18 protein-coding genes and 1 tRNA gene are annotated in these 15,349 nt (G+C 68.8%); 12 read left to right on the plus strand and 7 right to left on the minus strand.

Annotation, left to right across the window (positions count from 1 at the left end):
* Window positions 1-21 precede the first annotated feature (21 nt).
* Window positions 22-1,566 (minus strand): acyl-CoA mutase large subunit family protein, encoded by a 1,545-nt coding sequence (locus B128_RS0105470; protein ID WP_018111272.1) that lies wholly within the window; start codon window positions 1,564-1,566, stop codon window positions 22-24.
* A 9-nt stretch (window positions 1,567-1,575) separates the two neighbouring features.
* Window positions 1,576-1,713: a hypothetical protein gene (locus B128_RS12855; protein WP_018111273.1), complete on the minus strand. Its 138-nt coding sequence runs from the start codon at window positions 1,711-1,713 to the stop codon at window positions 1,576-1,578.
* 101 nt (window positions 1,714-1,814) lie between these two features.
* On the opposite strand from B128_RS12855, the gene B128_RS0105480 reads away from it, so the two are divergent.
* From B128_RS0105480 to B128_RS0105525, 10 genes are all read left to right on the plus strand, one after another.
* Window positions 1,815-2,123, plus strand: coding sequence for a winged helix-turn-helix transcriptional regulator (locus B128_RS0105480; RefSeq protein WP_018111274.1), 309 nt, complete (start codon window positions 1,815-1,817; stop codon window positions 2,121-2,123).
* The gene (minD, locus tag B128_RS0105485) at window positions 2,120-2,923 is read left to right on the plus strand and encodes a septum site-determining protein MinD (protein WP_018111275.1); all 804 of its coding nucleotides are present in this window, start codon (window positions 2,120-2,122) and stop codon (window positions 2,921-2,923) included. The genes B128_RS0105480 and minD overlap by 4 nt, the downstream gene beginning before the upstream one ends.
* Entirely contained in the window at window positions 2,923-3,144 is a 222-nt protein-coding gene (minE, locus tag B128_RS0105490) for a cell division topological specificity factor MinE (protein WP_018111276.1), read from the plus strand. Before minD ends, minE begins: the two co-directional genes overlap by 1 nt.
* 13 nt (window positions 3,145-3,157) lie before the next feature.
* The gene (gene rodA, locus B128_RS0105495) at window positions 3,158-4,237 is read left to right on the plus strand and encodes a rod shape-determining protein RodA (RefSeq protein ID WP_018111277.1); all 1,080 of its coding nucleotides are present in this window, start codon (window positions 3,158-3,160) and stop codon (window positions 4,235-4,237) included.
* Window positions 4,238-4,389: 152 nt separating this feature from the next.
* Entirely contained in the window at window positions 4,390-4,647 is a 258-nt protein-coding gene (locus B128_RS0105500) for a hypothetical protein (protein WP_156822392.1), read from the plus strand.
* Window positions 4,648-4,692: 45 nt separating this feature from the next.
* A complete protein-coding gene (locus tag B128_RS0105505) occupies window positions 4,693-5,763 on the plus strand; it encodes an ABC transporter ATP-binding protein (protein WP_018111279.1) in 1,071 nt (356 codons plus the stop codon).
* The gene (locus tag B128_RS0105510) at window positions 5,756-6,616 is read left to right on the plus strand and encodes an ABC transporter permease (protein ID WP_018111280.1); all 861 of its coding nucleotides are present in this window, start codon (window positions 5,756-5,758) and stop codon (window positions 6,614-6,616) included. The genes B128_RS0105505 and B128_RS0105510 overlap by 8 nt, the downstream gene beginning before the upstream one ends.
* A complete protein-coding gene (locus B128_RS0105515; protein ID WP_018111281.1) occupies window positions 6,613-7,392 on the plus strand; it encodes an ABC transporter permease in 780 nt (259 codons plus the stop codon). Before B128_RS0105510 ends, B128_RS0105515 begins: the two co-directional genes overlap by 4 nt.
* Window positions 7,393-7,417: 25 nt before the next feature.
* Entirely contained in the window at window positions 7,418-8,473 is a 1,056-nt protein-coding gene (locus B128_RS0105520; protein WP_026175050.1) for a polyamine ABC transporter substrate-binding protein, read from the plus strand.
* A gap of 35 nt (window positions 8,474-8,508) precedes the next feature.
* Window positions 8,509-8,898 (plus strand): c-type cytochrome, encoded by a 390-nt coding sequence (locus tag B128_RS0105525; protein ID WP_018111283.1) that lies wholly within the window; start codon window positions 8,509-8,511, stop codon window positions 8,896-8,898.
* Here the strand turns inward: B128_RS0105525 and ilvD are convergent.
* The 5 genes from ilvD to leuC all read right to left on the minus strand — a co-directional run bounded on the left by ilvD (window position 8,895) and on the right by leuC (window position 14,451).
* Window positions 8,895-10,565 (minus strand): dihydroxy-acid dehydratase, encoded by a 1,671-nt coding sequence (gene ilvD / locus B128_RS0105530; protein ID WP_018111284.1) that lies wholly within the window; start codon window positions 10,563-10,565, stop codon window positions 8,895-8,897. The genes B128_RS0105525 and ilvD overlap by 4 nt on opposite strands.
* Window positions 10,566-10,581: 16 nt before the next feature.
* A complete protein-coding gene (locus B128_RS0105535; protein WP_018111285.1) occupies window positions 10,582-11,316 on the minus strand; it encodes an SDR family NAD(P)-dependent oxidoreductase in 735 nt (244 codons plus the stop codon).
* A 79-nt stretch (window positions 11,317-11,395) separates the two neighbouring features.
* Complete coding sequence (leuB, locus tag B128_RS0105540; RefSeq protein WP_018111286.1) at window positions 11,396-12,433, minus strand: 3-isopropylmalate dehydrogenase; 1,038 nt, start codon at window positions 12,431-12,433, stop codon at window positions 11,396-11,398.
* Entirely contained in the window at window positions 12,430-13,035 is a 606-nt protein-coding gene (gene leuD, locus B128_RS0105545; protein ID WP_018111287.1) for a 3-isopropylmalate dehydratase small subunit, read from the minus strand. Before leuD ends, leuB begins: the two co-directional genes overlap by 4 nt.
* A gap of 3 nt (window positions 13,036-13,038) precedes the next feature.
* Window positions 13,039-14,451, minus strand: a complete 1,413-nt coding sequence (leuC, locus tag B128_RS0105550; protein WP_018111288.1) for a 3-isopropylmalate dehydratase large subunit — start codon at window positions 14,449-14,451, stop codon at window positions 13,039-13,041.
* 195 nt (window positions 14,452-14,646) lie between these two features.
* On the opposite strand from leuC, the gene B128_RS0105555 reads away from it, so the two are divergent.
* Both B128_RS0105555 and trpS read left to right on the plus strand, forming a co-directional pair.
* A tRNA-Leu gene (locus tag B128_RS0105555) sits at window positions 14,647-14,733 on the plus strand.
* 40 nt (window positions 14,734-14,773) lie between these two features.
* On the plus strand, window positions 14,774-15,349 hold a 576-nt coding region (gene trpS, locus B128_RS0105560), incomplete at its 3' end, for a tryptophan--tRNA ligase (RefSeq protein ID WP_018111289.1).

The raw sequence follows: 15,349 nt of genomic DNA on the forward strand, positions 1-15,349 counted from the left end.
CCCCGGCCTCCTCGGGCGGCCTCAACGCCCCGGCTGGTACTCCCCCCACTCCTCCCGCAACACCCCGCAGACCTCCCCCAGGGTGGCCCGGCGGCGGAAGGCCTCCAGCACGTGAGGGAAGAGGTTTTCCCCGCTCCTTGCCGCCTGGCGCAGGGCTTCCAGGCCCACCTGGGCGCTCTGGCCGTCCCGCCTGGCCTTGAACTCCGCCACCTCCCGCTTGCGGCGCTCGTGGAGCTCGGGGTCAATGCGTTGCACGGGCACGGGCTCGTTCAGGGGGCTTTGGGGGTCAAAGAAGCGGTTCACACCCACGATGACCCGCTTCCCCTCCTCCACCTCCTTCTGGAACTGCCAGGCGGACTCCTCTATGGCCCGGCTGAAGTACCCGGCCTCCACCGCGGCCACCGCGCCCCCCAGGGCCTCTATCTCGGCGATGAGCCTTTCCGCCTCCTTCTCCAGGGTGTCCGTGAGGTGCTCCACGTAGAAGCTACCCCCCAGGGGGTCCACTGCCCGGGTCACCCCGCTCTCGTAGGCCAGGATCTGCTGGGTGCGCAGGGCCAGGAGGGCGCTTTTCTCCGTGGGCAGGCCCAGGGCCTCGTCGTAGGCGTTGGTGTGCAGGCTTTGCGTGCCCCCCAGGACCGCGGCCAGGGCCTGGTAGGCGGTGCGCACCACGTTGTTGAGGGGCTCCTGGGCGGTGAGGGTGGAGCCCCCGGTCTGGGTGTGGAAGCGCAGGGCCCAGCTCCTGGGGTCCTTGGCCCCAAACTCCTCCCGCATGATGCGGGCCCAGAGCCTGCGGGCGGCGCGGAACTTGGCCGCTTCCTCCAGGATGTCCCCGTGGGCGGCGAAGAAGAAGGAAAGCCGGGGGGCGAAGGCGTCTACGTCCAGGCCCCGCTCCAGGGCGGCCCGCACGTAGGCCTTGCCGTCCGCCAGGGTGAAGGCGATCTCCTGGGCGGCGGTGGCCCCGGCCTCGCGGATGTGGTAGCCGGAGATGCTGATGGTGTTCCACTTGGGCACGTGGCGGGCGCAGAACTCGAAGATGTCCGTCACCAGGCGCATGGAAGGCCCCGGGGGGTAGATGTAGGTGCCACGGGCGAAGTACTCCTTGAGGATGTCGTTTTGCACCGTGCCCGAGACCTTGTCCCAGGGGACCCCCTGCTCCTCGGCCACCAGCAGGTAGAGGGCCAGGAGCATCATGGCCGGGGCGTTGATGGTCATGCTGGTGGAGACCCGGTCCAGGGGGATGCCCGCAAAGAGCTTCTGCATGTCCTCCAGGGTGGCGATGGACACCCCCACCCGCCCCACCTCCCCCACGCTCATGGGGTGGTCGGGGTCCAGGCCCAGCTGGGTGGGCAGGTCAAAGGCCACGGAAAGCCCCGTCTGCCCCTGGGCCAGGAGGTATCGGTAGCGGGCGTTGGACTCCTCGGCGGTGGAGAAGCCGGCGTACTGGCGCATGGTCCAGAGCCGGTCCAGGTACATCCGCGGGTAGATGCCCCGGGTAAAGGGGTACTCCCCGGGCCGCCCCAGCCTCTCCCGGTAGCCTTCGGGTAAGGATTCAAACAGGCCTTCCATGCCTTAGTTTTACAGGAAAACCCGCACCAAGAGGAGGAAGAGGAGGAGAACGCCCAGGATGACCAGAAGGGGAGGGAAGAGGAGGCTGTAGGCCGCCAGCACCAGGGCCAGGAAGTCCTTCCAGTCGGGCTTGGGCTCGCCCCTCATGCCCTTTCAGCATAGCCCCCCGGGCCCCTTGGGACAAGGAGGCCTGGGCGGCCATCGCTTCCAGGCTTCATAGCTACACCCACCTTTGATAGCATTAGGCCATGGCCCTGTCCAAGACGGCCCGCAAGGTGCTCAAGGTCCTGGCCCGGCGCGGGGCCCCTGAGGTTCTGGTGGCCCTGAGCCGGGGTTCCACCCGCTTCTCGGACCTGCAGACCCACCTGCAGCTTTCTCCCCGCACCCTGGCGGAAAGGTTGCGGGAGTTCCACCTTCTGGGCTTCGTGGAGCGGCGGGCGCACTCGGAGGTACCGCCTCGGGTAGAATACACCCTGACCCCGCGGGGCAAGCGGGTTTTGGAATTCTTGCGTGAATTAGAGGACGTGTTGGACGCCGTGCAGGAGGGGGTAAGGTGAAGGCGAGAGCCATCGTGGTCACATCGGGCAAGGGTGGGGTGGGGAAGACCACCACCACCGCCAACCTGGGAGCGGCCTTGGCCAAGCTGGGCCAGAAGGTGGCGGTGGTGGACGTGGATGTGGGCTTGCGCAACCTGGACGTGGTCATGGGCCTCGAGGGCCGGGTGGTCTTTGACCTCATCGACGTCCTCGAGGGCCGGGCCAAGCCCCGGCAGGCCCTCATCCGCGACAAGCGGGTGGAAAACCTCTACCTCCTGCCTGCCTCCCAGACCCGGGACAAGGAGGCCCTGGACCCGGGGAAGTTCAAGGAACTAGTCCACTTTCTCCTCACCGAGGAGGGCTTTGACCGGGTCCTCATAGACTCTCCCGCCGGCATTGAGCGGGGCTTCCAGACCGCGGCCACCCCGGCTGAGGGGGCCTTGGTGGTGGTGAACCCCGAGGTCTCCAGCGTCCGGGATGCCGACCGCATCATTGGCCTCCTCGAGGCCCGGGAGATCCGGGAGAACTACCTGGTCATCAACCGCCTGCGCCCCAGGATGGTGGCCCGGGGGGACATGCTCTCGGTGGAGGATGTGGTGGAGATCCTGGGCCTAAAGCCCATCGGCATCATCCCCGAGGACGAGCAGGTCCTCATCTCCACCAACCAGGGGGAGCCCCTGGTGCTCAAGGGCACGAGCCCCGCGGCCCTAGCCTACATGGATACCGCCCGGCGCCTCCTGGGGGAGGAGGTGCCCTTCCGCAACCTGGAGGACGCCCAAGGCTTCCTGGCCGTCATCCGCAAGCTCTTTGGGGGTCGGTGATGTGGTGGCGCAAAAAGAGCAAGGACCAGGCCAAGGAGCGGCTTAAGTTGGTCCTGGCCTACGACCGGGCCCGGCTTTCCCCGGGGCTGGTGGAGGCCCTCAAGCGCGACCTCCTGGAGGTGCTCCGCCGCTACTTCCCTGCCCAGGAGGAGGGGCTTTCCGTGGCCCTGGAGGAGCGGGGGGAGAAGATGGTCCTGGTGGCCGACATCCCCCTCAGGTGAAGGTGGAACCCCGGTGGTCCTCAGGCGGGTAAACCTCCTGGCCTACGATTGGGGCCTGGTCCTCCTGGTCCTGGCCCTGAGCGTCCTCGGGCTTTTCAACCTGCGAAGCGCCGCCCCTGACCCCGGGCTGGTCTCCCGCCAGCTCCTGGCCTTTGGCCTGGGTCTCCTCCTGGCCGTGGGGGTGCAGGCCTTCTCCCGCCGCACCCTCTTCGCCTGGGCCTATCCCCTCTATGCCCTTTCCCTCCTCCTCCTCCTGGCCGTGCTCGCCTTCGGGCGGGAGATCAACGGGGCCAAGGCCTGGTTTGTCCTGGGGCCTTTGCAGTTCCAGCCCCTGGAGCTGGCCAAGCTGGGCCTTGTAATGGCCCTGGCCCGCCTCCTGGAGCCAAGGCCCGTGCGGCGGGTGTGGGACTACTTGCTTCCCGGCCTCCTCACCCTGCCCGTGGCCGGGCTTCTCCTCCTGCAGCCCGACCTGGGGGGCACCCTGGTGGTCCTCTTCGGGGCTTTCGCCGTCCTCTTCGTGCGGGGCCTTCCCGCCAAGCACCTTCTGGTGGGGGCCTTGGCCCTGGTCCTCCTGGTGCCCACCGTGGTCTGGCCCAACCTCAAGCCCTACCAGCGGGAGCGGGTGCTCATCGTCCTGGACCCCTACCGCGACCCCCTGGGCCAGGGCTTCCAGGTCATCCAGTCCACCATTGCCATCGGTTCCGGGGGGCTTTTGGGCAAGGGCTACGGCCAGGGTACCCAGACCCAGCTGGGCTTCGTCCCCTTCCGCCACACGGACTTCGTCTTCGCCGTCTGGGCCGAGGAGTGGGGCTTCGTGGGGAGCCTGGCCCTGCTGGGCCTCTACGCCCTCCTCCTGGCCCGGCTCTTCGGCCTGGCCCTGGAGTGTCCCCGGCTGGCCGACCGCCTCTTCATCGCCGGGGTGGGGGGGATGCTGGGCTTCCAGGTGTTGGTGAACCTGGGGGTGGCCCTGGGGGTGATGCCGGTTACCGGCCTCACCCTGCCCCTCTTCTCCTATGGGGGCTCCAGCCTCATGGCCACCCTGCTCTCCTTGGGCCTGGTCCTCCTGGTGCATCGGGACCGGGCGCAACCTTAGGGCGGTCCTGGAATAAGGGAGGTGAGGGATGCATGCGGTGGCTGGGGTTCGGGATACTCCTTCTCCTCGGAGCCTGCGGCCCATGGGGTTCTTTTGACCCGGAGGTCACGCCTTCCCGCCTAGTCCTGGCCCCCGGAGAGCGAGGCCAGCTCTTGGTCATCCTTCGGCCTCAGGGGGGGTTTTCGGGGGAGGTGTACCTGGGCCTGGCGGGCGAGACCGGCGGGCCGCCTCCTGCCTTTGTCTCTGGCGGGGGTGTGGTGGTGCGGGTCCAGGCTCCCTATACTGTGGCGGACCTCTTCCTGCGCCTGGCCCAGGAGGCTCCTCCTGGGACCTACGCCCTTCAGGTGAAGGCCCTGGCGGGGGGGCTGGTCCGCTACGCGCCCTTTACCCTGGAGGTGGTTTCCCCCTAGGCCCAAGGGCTTTAACCGGGGACCGGGCCTGCTAAACTAGGCCCCGTGGCCGGGGACGTGCTGGTGCGCCTGGAAGGGGTGCGGAAGGCCTTCGGTGGGGTGGTGGCCCTGGATGGGGTGGACCTCGAGGTCCGCCGGGGGGAGTTCTTCAGCCTCCTGGGGCCTTCGGGTTGCGGCAAGACCACCCTGTTGCGGCTATTGGCGGGGTTTGACACCCCGGACGCCGGGCGGGTTGCCATCGCCGGCCGGGACATGGCGGGGGTTCCCCCCTACGAGCGGCCGGTGAACACCGTCTTCCAAAACTACGCCCTCTTCCCCCACATGACCGTGGCGGGGAACGTGGCCTTTGGCCTGCGCATGAAGGGCCTACCCGCGGCGGAGATCCGCAGGAAGGTGGCCTGGGCCCTGGAGCTGGTGGACCTCCTGGGCCTGGAGGGCCGCTACCCCAGGGAGCTTTCCGGGGGGCAAAGGCAGCGGGTGGCCCTGGCCCGAGCCCTGGTCCTGGAGCCCCAGGTCCTCCTCCTGGACGAGCCCCTTTCCGCCCTGGACCTCAAGCTCCGCCAGGAGCTCAGGGTGGAGCTCATGCAGCTCCAAAGGCGCCTGGGGACCACCTTCATCTTCGTCACCCACGACCAGGAGGAGGCCCTGGTCATGTCCGACCGCATCGCGGTGATGCGGGCCGGGCGCATTGAGCAGCTGGGCCTGCCCGATGAGGTGTACGAGCGGCCCAAAAACCGCTTCGTGGCCGAGTTCCTGGGCCGCTCCAACTTCCTTCCCGCCCGGCCCCACCCCCTGGGGGCGGAGACCCCTCTGGGGCCCTTGCGCCTCAAGACCCCCTTGGCCCGGGAGGCCCTCCTGGCCATCCGCCCCGAGAAGATGCGCCTCTACCGGGGGCAAAACGGCCTCCCCACCCGGGAAAACCTGGTGCGGGCCCGGGTGGAGGAGATCGTCTACACGGGGGCGGAGAACCAGTACTACCTGCGGGCCGGGGAGGTGCGGCTTCTGGCCTACACCCTGAACCAGGACCTGCAGGAGCCGGGCGCCGAGGAGTTTGGCTACGGGGAGGAGGTCCTCTGCTACCTTCCCCCAGAGAACCTGGTGGTGCTCCATGAATGAGGCGGCAACCCCCTGGCAGCGCTTCTTCCGCGTCCTGGTGACCGTGGGGCCGGGGGGGCTTTGGCTCTTCCTTTTCGTCCTCCTCCCCACCCTCCTGGTCCTCCTGGCCTCCTTCCTCACCCGGGGGCCCTACGGGGAGCTCACCGGTCCCTGGGGCCTCCACAACTACGCCCGCCTCCTGAACCCGTACTACCTCGAGGCCTTCGCCCAGAGCCTCCTGGTGGGCGCCCTGGCCACCCTCCTTTCCGCCCTCTTGGGCTACCCCCTGGCCTTCCACATCGCCCGCCACCCCCGGCGCGACCTCCTCCTCTTCCTCCTCCTCCTGCCCTTCCTCACCAACTTCCTCATCCGCGTCTACGCCTGGCTGGTCCTGCTCCAGCGGGAAGGGCTGGTGAATGCCCTCTTGGGGGCTTTGGGCCTGGGGCCGGTGGTCCTCTACCCCTCCTTCCTCGCCGTGCTCCTGGCCACGGTGTACACCTTCCTGCCCTTCTTCGTCCTGCCGGTCTACGCCAGCGTGGAGCGCCTGGACTGGCAGCTGTTGGAGGCGGCTTACGACCTTGGGGCGCGGCCTTTCAGGGCCTTCCTCCACGCCGTGTTACCCCAGACCTACCCCGGGCTTTTCGCGGGCTCGGTCCTGGTCTTCATCCCCGCCATGGGCACCTTCGTGGTGGCCGACCTTCTGGGGGCAGGGCGGGTGGTGCTCATTGGCAACCTCATCCAGCAGCAGTTCGGCCTCACCCGGGACTGGGCCTTCGGGGCCGCCCTGAGCGTCTTCCTCATGGGCTTTGTCCTCCTGGCCCTTTACCTCTACGCCCGCATCCAGGGGGAAAGGGGGCTTGAGGAGCTGGTATGAGGCGGCTTCTCTCCATTCATGCCCTGTTGGTCTACCTCTTCCTCTACCTTCCCATCCTGGTGATCGTGGCCCTCTCCTTCAACGAGAGCCGCCGGGGGGTGCGCTTCACCGGCTTCACCCTGGAGTGGTACCAGGCCCTTTTCCAGGACCCCCGGGTGCTGGGCTACCTGGCCAACACCCTCACCGTGGCCTTTGCCTCCACCCTGGTCTCCACGGTGCTCGGCACCCTTCTGGCCCTGGGGCTGGTGCGCTACCGCTTCCCGGGCAAGGGCTTCCTGCGCTACCTCCTCTACATCCCCGTGGTGGTGCCCGACGTGGTCATGGGGGTGAGCCTCCTCCTCCTCTTCGCCTTTGCCCGGGAGCTCTTGGGCTTTCCCCGGCTTTCCCTCCTCACGGTCATCCTGGGGCACATCACCTTCCAGGTGGCCTTCGTGACCCTGGTGGTGCGCTCTAGGCTCCTCCTCCTGGACCCGGGCCTGGAGGAGGCGGCCCGCGACCTGGGGGCCCGGGGCTTCCAGACCTTCTGGTACGTGACCCTCCCCCTGGCCTGGCCGGGGGTGGCCGCGGGGGCCCTCCTCGCCCTCACCCTCTCCCTGGACGACTTCGTGGTCACCTTCTTCACCGCCGGGCCTGGGGCCACCACCCTGCCCCTTTACATCTACTCCAGCGTGAAGCTGGGGGTGAGCCCCAAGGTGCACGCCCTTTCCACCCTCATCATCGGCCTCAGCGCCTTTTTCCTGGCCCTGGGGTATGCTCTCACCCGGAGGCGGCCTTAGGCCGCCCAGACCGGGGAGGAAGCGTATGGCGAGAATCCTGATGGTGGCCTTGGCCCTGGCCCTGGTGGTCCTCGGGGTGGTCTTTCTGCGCCCAAGACCGGCCCAGGAGGTGAAAACCCTCTACTTCCTCAACTGGGCGGACTACATTCCGGAAGACCTCCTCAAGAAGTTCGCCGCGGAGACCGGGGCCAAGGTGGTCCTGGACACCTTTGAGTCCCCCGAGGCCATGCTGGCCAAGCTGAAGGCGGGGGCGGACCAGGAGTTCTCCCTGGTGGTGGCCCCGGACTACTACGTGCTCCAGATGGCCCGGGAGGGGCTCCTTGCCCCCCTGGACAAGGGGCGCCTGAAGAACCTGGCTAACCTGGACCCCTTCTTCCAGGACCCCCCCTACGACCCCGGCCTGCAGTATTCCGTCCCCTACCTCTGGGGCACCACCGGTCTGGCCTACCGGGAGGACCTGGTGACGGGCCCCGTGGACTCCTATGCCGTCCTTTTTGACCCCGGGCGCCAGGTGGGCCCTTTCCTCCTCCTGGACGAGATGCGGGAGACCATCGGGGCGGCCTTGAAGTACCTGGGCTACTCCGTGAACACCACGGACCTCGAGGCCCTGGAGAAGGCCAAGGAACTCCTCCTTGCCGCCAAACGCCGCTCCGTGGGCTTCGCCGGGGGCATAGAGGGGCTGAACCGGGTCTTGGCCGGGGATGCCGCGGTGGCCCTGGCCTACTCGGGGGATGTCCTCCAGGCCCGCCAGGAGGACGCCCGCCTGCGCTACGCCCTCCCCAAGGAGGGGGCCACCCTGTGGACCGATGCCCTGGTGGTCCTTAAGCGGGGTCCGGCCCAGGACCTGGCCTACCGCTTCATTGACTTCCTCCTGGAGCCGGAAAATGCCCGGGCCTTGGCGGAGTACACCCGCTACGCTACCCCGGTGGCCCCGGCCATCCCCCTCCTTCCCGAGGAGATGCGCCAGGACCCCACGGTCTTCCCCCCGGAGGAGATCCGGGCCAAGCTGGAGTACCTGAAGGACCTGGGGCCGGATATCGCCCTCTTTGACCGGGTCTGGACCGAGGTGAAGGCCCGCTAAAGGCTGTGGGGAAGGGGCCGGGCTATACTGGGCCCATGAAAGGCCTCCTGTTCCTCCTCCTGGCCTTGGGCCTCTCCGTTTGGGCCCAGGGGGTGGAGGCCCTCTGGAACCGGAGTTGCGCCGTTTGCCATGGGGAAAAGGCCCAAGGGGTGCGGCCCTACCCCGGCCTGCAGGCGGTAGCCCCCTTTTTTGCCACCCCGGAGGGGCGGCGCTACCTGGTCCTGGTGAGCCTCTACGGCAAGAAGGGAGAGGCGGGGCTCATGCCGGGTTTTGCCCAGCTCAAGGACGAGGAGCTCGCCGCCCTCCTCAACCACCTCAAGGCCCTGCTCCAGGCCAAGGGCGAGGCCTTCACCCCGGAGGAGGTGCGCCGGGGCCGGGGGCTCAACCTCACCCCGGAGCAGGTGAGGCGGCCCCCGGTGCCCTAGCCCTCGAGGTCCCGCAGGACCGCCCCCTCGTCCGCCTGGCCCACCAGGGCGGCGTAGCGGGCGAAAAGCCCCTTGGTGAAGGCGGGGGGCCTGGGCCGCCAGCGTTCCCGGCGCCGGGCCAGCTCCTCCTCCGGCAGGAGGACTTCCAAAAGGCGGCGCTCCACGTCAATGCGCACCCGGTCTCCTTCCTCCAGGAGGGCGATGGGCCCACCTATGGCCGCCTCCGGGGCGATGTGGCCAATCATGAGCCCCCGGGTGCCCCCGGAGAAGCGGCCGTCCGTGAGGAGGGCCACCTCCGGCCCCAGGCCCTCGCCCACCAGGGCGCTGGTCACCGAGAGCATCTCCGGCATCCCCGGGGCCCCCTTGGGCCCCACGTAGCGGATGACCACCACATCCCCGGGCCGGATCTCCTTGGCCAGCACCTTCTGCATGGCCTCCTCCTCGGAGTCAAAGACCCGGGCGGGCCCCTCAAACTGGGTGCGCTCGGTGCCGGCCAGCTTCAAGACCGCCCCCTTGGGGGCCAGGTTCCCCCTGAGGACCACCAGTCCCCCATGGGGCTTTAAGGCCCGTTCCACCGGGAAGACCACCTGCTGCCCCTCCTGTTCCCGGTAGGCCCTTTCCACCTCCTCGGCCAGGGTGCGCCCGGTGAGGGTCTTCTCCTCCCCATGGAGGAGGCCCGCCTCCAGGAGGCGCTTAAAGACCAAGGCCGTGCCCCCGGCCTCGTAGAGCTCCCAGGCGGTATAGGTACCCCAGGGGCGCAGGTCGGCGATCACCGGGGTCTGGCGGGAAACCCGGTCAAAATCGTCCAGGGAGAGCTCCACCCCCGCCTCCTTGGCCATGGCCAGCAGGTGGAGCACGGCGTTGGTGCTCCCCCCGGTGGCGGCCACGGCGGCGATGGCGTTGAGGAAGCCTCTGCGGGTGAGGAAGTCCCTGGGTTTCCAGTCCCGGGCGATGGCCTCGGCCAGGATCCGCCCCGCCTCCCGGGTGGCCCGGGGCTTCTCGGGGTGGACGGCGGGGATGGCGTTGTAGCCCACGGGGGAGAGGCCCAGGGCCTCGAGGGCCATGGCCATGGTGTTGGCCGTGTACTGCCCACCGCAGGCCCCGGGGCCGGGGATGGCCCGGCGCTCAATCTCCAGAAGCTCCTCCTCGCTTATTTTGCCCGCGGCCCGCTGCCCCACCGCCTCAAAGACCTCCACGATGGTGAGCTTCCGCCCCCGCCACTCCCCCGGAGCGATGGTCCCCCCGTAGAGGACCATCCCCGGCACCCCGCTGCGGATCACCCCCATGGCCCCCCCGGGGATGGTCTTGTCGCAGGCGGAGAGGGCCACCATGCCGTCGTAGAGGTAGCCCTGGGCGATGAGCTCCACGCTGTCGGCGATCACCTCGCGGCTCACCAGGCTGGCCCGCATCCCCGGGGTGCCCATGCTGATGCCGTCGGAGATGGCCGGGGCCCCGAACTCAAAGGGCACCAGCCCTGCCTCCCTGAGGCCGGCCTTCAGGTCCAGGGCCAGCTGCCGCAGGTGCAGGTTGCAGGGCATGCCGTCGGTGAAGGTGTTGACCACTCCCACGAAAGGCCTGGCGAAGTCCTCATCGCCCACGCCCACCGCCCGCAACATGGCCCGGGCTGGGGCCTGGGGTAAGCCCTTTTTGATCCGGTCGGAACGCATGCTAAGCCTCCTAGGGTTAAGCGTCTCGCCAGCTGGCGATCTTGCCGTGGAACTGCCGTGCCCGGGGGAGCAGGCGCACCAGGGCCTGGGCCGCCGCCTCGGGGGTGAGGAGGCGGCCCTCCTCCTTGTAGCTGCGGAAAACCCGGTGGAGCACGGGCGCGGCGCTCCCCTGGGCCTCCCGGGCCGCCCGTTGCATCTCCGTCTCCACCACCCCCGGGCGGTAGACGAAGCAGGCCACCTCGGGCACCTCCGCCGCCAGCTGCCTGGCCAGGTGCTCCTCCGCCGCCTTGGCCACTGCGTAGGCCCCGATGCCGGGCAGGTTGCTCTCCGCCGCCCCGGAGCCCACGTAGACCGCCAGGCCCTCCCCCTGGCGCCGCAGGAGGGGATAGGCGAAGCGGGCCAGCTGGTAGCCGGCCACCAGGTTGGCCTCCAGGACCTCCTGGAAGAGGCCCTCGGCCAGCTCAAAGAGGAGGGGCCCCGGGTGCAGGACCCCGGCGTTGTGGATGTAGCCGTAAAAGCCCCCAAGCCCCTCCGCCTTCCGCACCAGGGCCTCGGCCACCTCGGCCTTTCCGGCGCTTCCCGCCACGGCTTCCGCCCTGCCCCCCTGGGCCCGCACCTCTTCCAGCACCGCCAGCAGGGGGGCTTCCGAACGGGCGTTCAGCACCAGCTGGTAGCCGGCCTTGGCCAGCTCCAGGGCCAGCGCCCGGCCGATGCCGCGGCTGGCCCCGGTGAGGATCAGGGTTTTTTTCATGTGCCTTCCTCCTTGGGCGCCGGTCCGCCGAAGGCCTCCTCTAGGACCCGTGGCGGAGGTGCCTGGCGGCGCGTTGCCCTCATTTTAGGTGCCGCAACACCTCCTGGGTGAAGGCCTCGGTCCCCGCCTGCCCCCCCAGGTCGGGGGGTGGCGTCTCCCGCAGGGCCCGGGCCACTGCCGCCTCCACCCTGCGGGCCAGCTCGCTGAGGCCGAAGGCGTGCTCCAGCATCATGGCCGCGGAGAGGATGGCCGCCGTGGGGTTGGCGATGCCCTTGCCGGCGATGTCGGGGGCGGAGCCGTGCACGGGCTCAAACACCGGGGTGCCCCGGCCCAAGGAGGCGGAGGGCAGAAGGCCCAAAGAGCCCGGGAGGACGCTGGCCAGGTCGGAGAGGATGTCCCCGAAGATGTTGCCGGTGACCACCACGTCAAACCGGGCGGGGCTGCGCACCAGGTGCATGGCCATGGCGTCCACGTACTGGTGCTCCAGGGCCACGTCCGGGTATTCCCCGTGCACCTCGGCCACCGTCTTGCGCCAGAACTCCCCCACCTCCAGGACGTTGGCCTTGTCCACGCTCACCACGTGCCGGCGCCGCCTCCTGGCTGCCTCAAAGGCCACCCGGGCCACCCGCTCCACCTCGGGCCGGCTGTAGCGCTCGGTGTTCCAGGCCTCGGCCTCGGACATCCCCCGGGGCTCCCCGAAGTAGATGCCCCCCGTGAGCTCCCGCACGATTAGCACGTCCACCCCCCGGGCGATCTCCTCCTTGAGGGGGGAAAGCCTTTCCAGCCCCGGGAAGACCTTGGCCGGGCGCAGGTTGGCGAAGAGGTCCTGGCTCTTGCGCAGTTCCAAAAGCCCGGTCTCCGGGCGGAGCCGGCGGGGGAGGTTGTCCCACTTGGGCCCCCCCACGCTTCCCAAAAGCACCGCCTCCGCTGCCTCCACCCCCTTGCGGGTGGCCTCGGGGAAGGGTTCCCCGTGCTCGTCTATGGCCTGGCCCCCAAAGGGGAGGACCTCAAAGGTGAGCCCTAGCCCCTCGGCGGCGTCCAGGGCCTTCAGGACCTTTAGGGCGGCCTCGGTGACCTCGGGGCCAATCCCATCCCCGGGGAGGACCGCCACCCTCATTCCGCCCTCCTGGGGTAGGGGAGCTTGCGGTCAAAGGCGTCCAGAAGCTCCCCTGCCTGCAAAAGCTCCCCGATGGGGTCCCAAAGCCCCTCCACCAGGGCCTCCCGCGCCTCCTCCCGGAGGGTGAGGGGGACCACCTGGTCGGCGAAGCGCACCTCCTTGGCCACCAGGTCCACGGCGATCTCCAGGGTGGGGTCCTTTTCCACCGCCTGGAAGAGGCGCTCCAGGTCCTCCTTGGCCAGGCTCACGCAGGGCAGGCCGATGGCGGTGGCGTTGCCGAAGAAGATCTCCGCAAAGCTCTCCCCGATGATGGCTTTAAACCCTGCCCGCTTGATGGCCTGGGGGGCGTGCTCCCGGCTGGAGCCGGAACCGAAGCCCGACTCCACCAGGAGGAGGCTGGCCCCCTGGTAGCGGGGGTCGTTCAGGGGGTGGGGCTTGGGGTTGCCCCTCTCGTCAAAGCGCTCGTCGTAGAAGAGGTACTGGCCCAGGCCCTCAAAGGTGAGGGCCTTCATGAAGCGGGCGGGGATGATGCGGTCCGTGTCAATGTCCTCGCCCCGAAGGGGCACCGCCCGGCCGCGGATGAGGGTGAACTTCTCCAGCATGCCTTACCTCCCAATGCCAAACACTTCCCGGGCGTCGGCGATCTCGCCCGTTACCGCCGCCGCCGCCACCATGAGGGGGCTCATGAGCACGGTGCGCCCCCTGGGGCTTCCCATCCGGCCCTTGTAGTTGCGGTTGGAGGAGCTGGCCGCCAGCTCGTCCCCTTCCAGGCGGTCCGGGTTCATGGCCAGGCACATGGAGCACCCGGGGTTGCGCCACTCAAAGCCCGCCTCCCGGAAGACCTCGGCGATACCCTCCTCCTCCGCCTTCTTGGCCACCCACTCCGAACCCGGCACCACCAGGGCCCTCACCCCCCGCTTCACCCGGTGGCCCCGGAGGTAGCGGGCCACCTCCCGCAGGTCGGAGAGCCGGGCGTTGGTGCAGCTGCCGATAAAGGCCACCTGCACCGGCACCCCCTTGATGGGCTGGCCGGGGCGGAAGCCCATGTAGGCCAAAGCCTCCTCGGCCACGGGGCGCTCCTCGGGGGAAAGCTCCTCCAGGAGGGGAATACGGCCGTCTATGGGGATGGCCTGCCCCGGGGTGATGCCCCAGGTGACCGTGGGGGCGATCTCCTCCGCCTGGAAGGTGACCACGTCGTCGTAGGGGGCATCGGGGTCGGAGGCGAAGCTGAGCCAGCGCCGCTTGGCCTCCTCCCACTCCGCCCCCTTGGGGCTGTAGGGGCGGCCTTCCAGGTAGCGGAAGGTGGTCTCGTCGGGGTTCACGTACCCCACCCGGGCCCCGCCCTCAATGGACATGTTGCAAAGGGTCATGCGGCTTTCCATGTCCATGGCCTCCACCGCGCTCCCCCCGTACTCGTAGGCGTAGCCCAGGCCTCCCTTCACCCCCAGGTGGCGGATGATGTGCAGGATCACGTCCTTGGCGTAGACCCCCGGGGCCAGCCTCCCCTCCACGTTGATGCGCCGCACCTTGAGCTTCTGGGCGGCGATGGTCTGGGTGGCCAGCACGTCCCGCACCTGGCTGGTGCCGATGCCGAAGGCCACCGCTCCAAAGGCCCCGTGGGTGGAGGTGTGGGAGTCCCCGCAGGCGATGGTCATCCCGGGCTGGGTAAGGCCCAGCTGGGGGCCGATCACGTGCACGATGCCCTGGTTGCCGCTTCCCAGGTCAAAGAAGGTGATGCCGTGCTCCAGGGTGTTCTTCCGCAGGGCCTCCAGCATGCTCTGGGCCAGGGGGTCGGCGAAGGGCTCGGTGCGGTCGTGGGTGGGGACGATGTGGTCCACGGTGGCGAAGGTTCGGTGGGGATAGCGCACCCTAAGGCCCAGGTCCTTCAGCATGCCGAAGGCCTGGGGGCTGGTGACCTCGTGCAGGAGGTGGAGGTCAATGAAAAGCTGGCTTTGGCCGTTGCGCAGCTTTCTGACCTCGTGGGCCTCCCATACCTTCTCGTAAAGCGTTTTCCCCATGGCTCCCTCCCTTTATGGAAAACCCCCCGGGTGGTCTGGCCCGGGGGGAAAGCGGAAAGGCCTCCCTAGACCGGGCCCGCCCGGCCTAGGTCTAGTAGGATGCCCCACCGCATTGCCCCCTAGCCTAAGCCCTAGCCGGCCCAAAGGTCAAGCTTGACGAAAAAGGAGGTGTCCCCTACAATGACCCTTGCGTCTGCCGGGGTGGCGGAATTGGTAGACGCGCACGATTCAGGGTCGTGTGTCCTCACGGACGTGCGGGTTCAAGTCCCGCCCCCGGCACCAAAGGCCCCGCGCAAGCGGGGTTTTTGCTATTCTCTGGGGTATGACGCGGGTTCTTTCCGGCATCCAGCCCTCGGGGGAGATCCACATCGGCAACTACCTGGGGGCCATCAAGCAGTGGGTGGCCCTGGGGGAGCGCCTGGGCCGGGAGGCCTTTTTCTGCATCGTGGACTACCACGCCCTCACCAACCCCCTGGCCTACGACCCCGCCACCCTGGCCCGGCGCACCTTTGAGGCGGCCCTGGTGAACATCGCCGCTGGGCTGGACCCCGAGCGGGTCACCCTCTTCGTCCAGTCCCACGTGCCCGAGCACACGGAGCTGGCCTGGGTCTTCACCACCATCACCCCCCTGGGGGACCTCACCCGCATGACCCAGTTCAAGGACAAGGCCGCCAAGCAGGAGGCCATCTGGTCCGGCCTCCTCATGTACCCCGTGCTCCAGGCGGCGGACATCCTCATCTACAAGGCGGACACCGTGCCGGTGGGGGAGGACCAGGTGCAGCACATTGAGCTCACCCGGGAGATTGCCCGCCGCTTCAACGCCCTCTTTGGCGAGACCTTTCCCGAACCAGAGGCCCTCCTCAACCCCGAGGCCCCCCGGGTGCCGGGGATTGACGGC

The sequence above is a fragment of the Thermus igniterrae ATCC 700962 genome (genome assembly GCF_000376265.1).
GTDB lineage: Bacteria > Deinococcota > Deinococci > Deinococcales > Thermaceae > Thermus > Thermus igniterrae.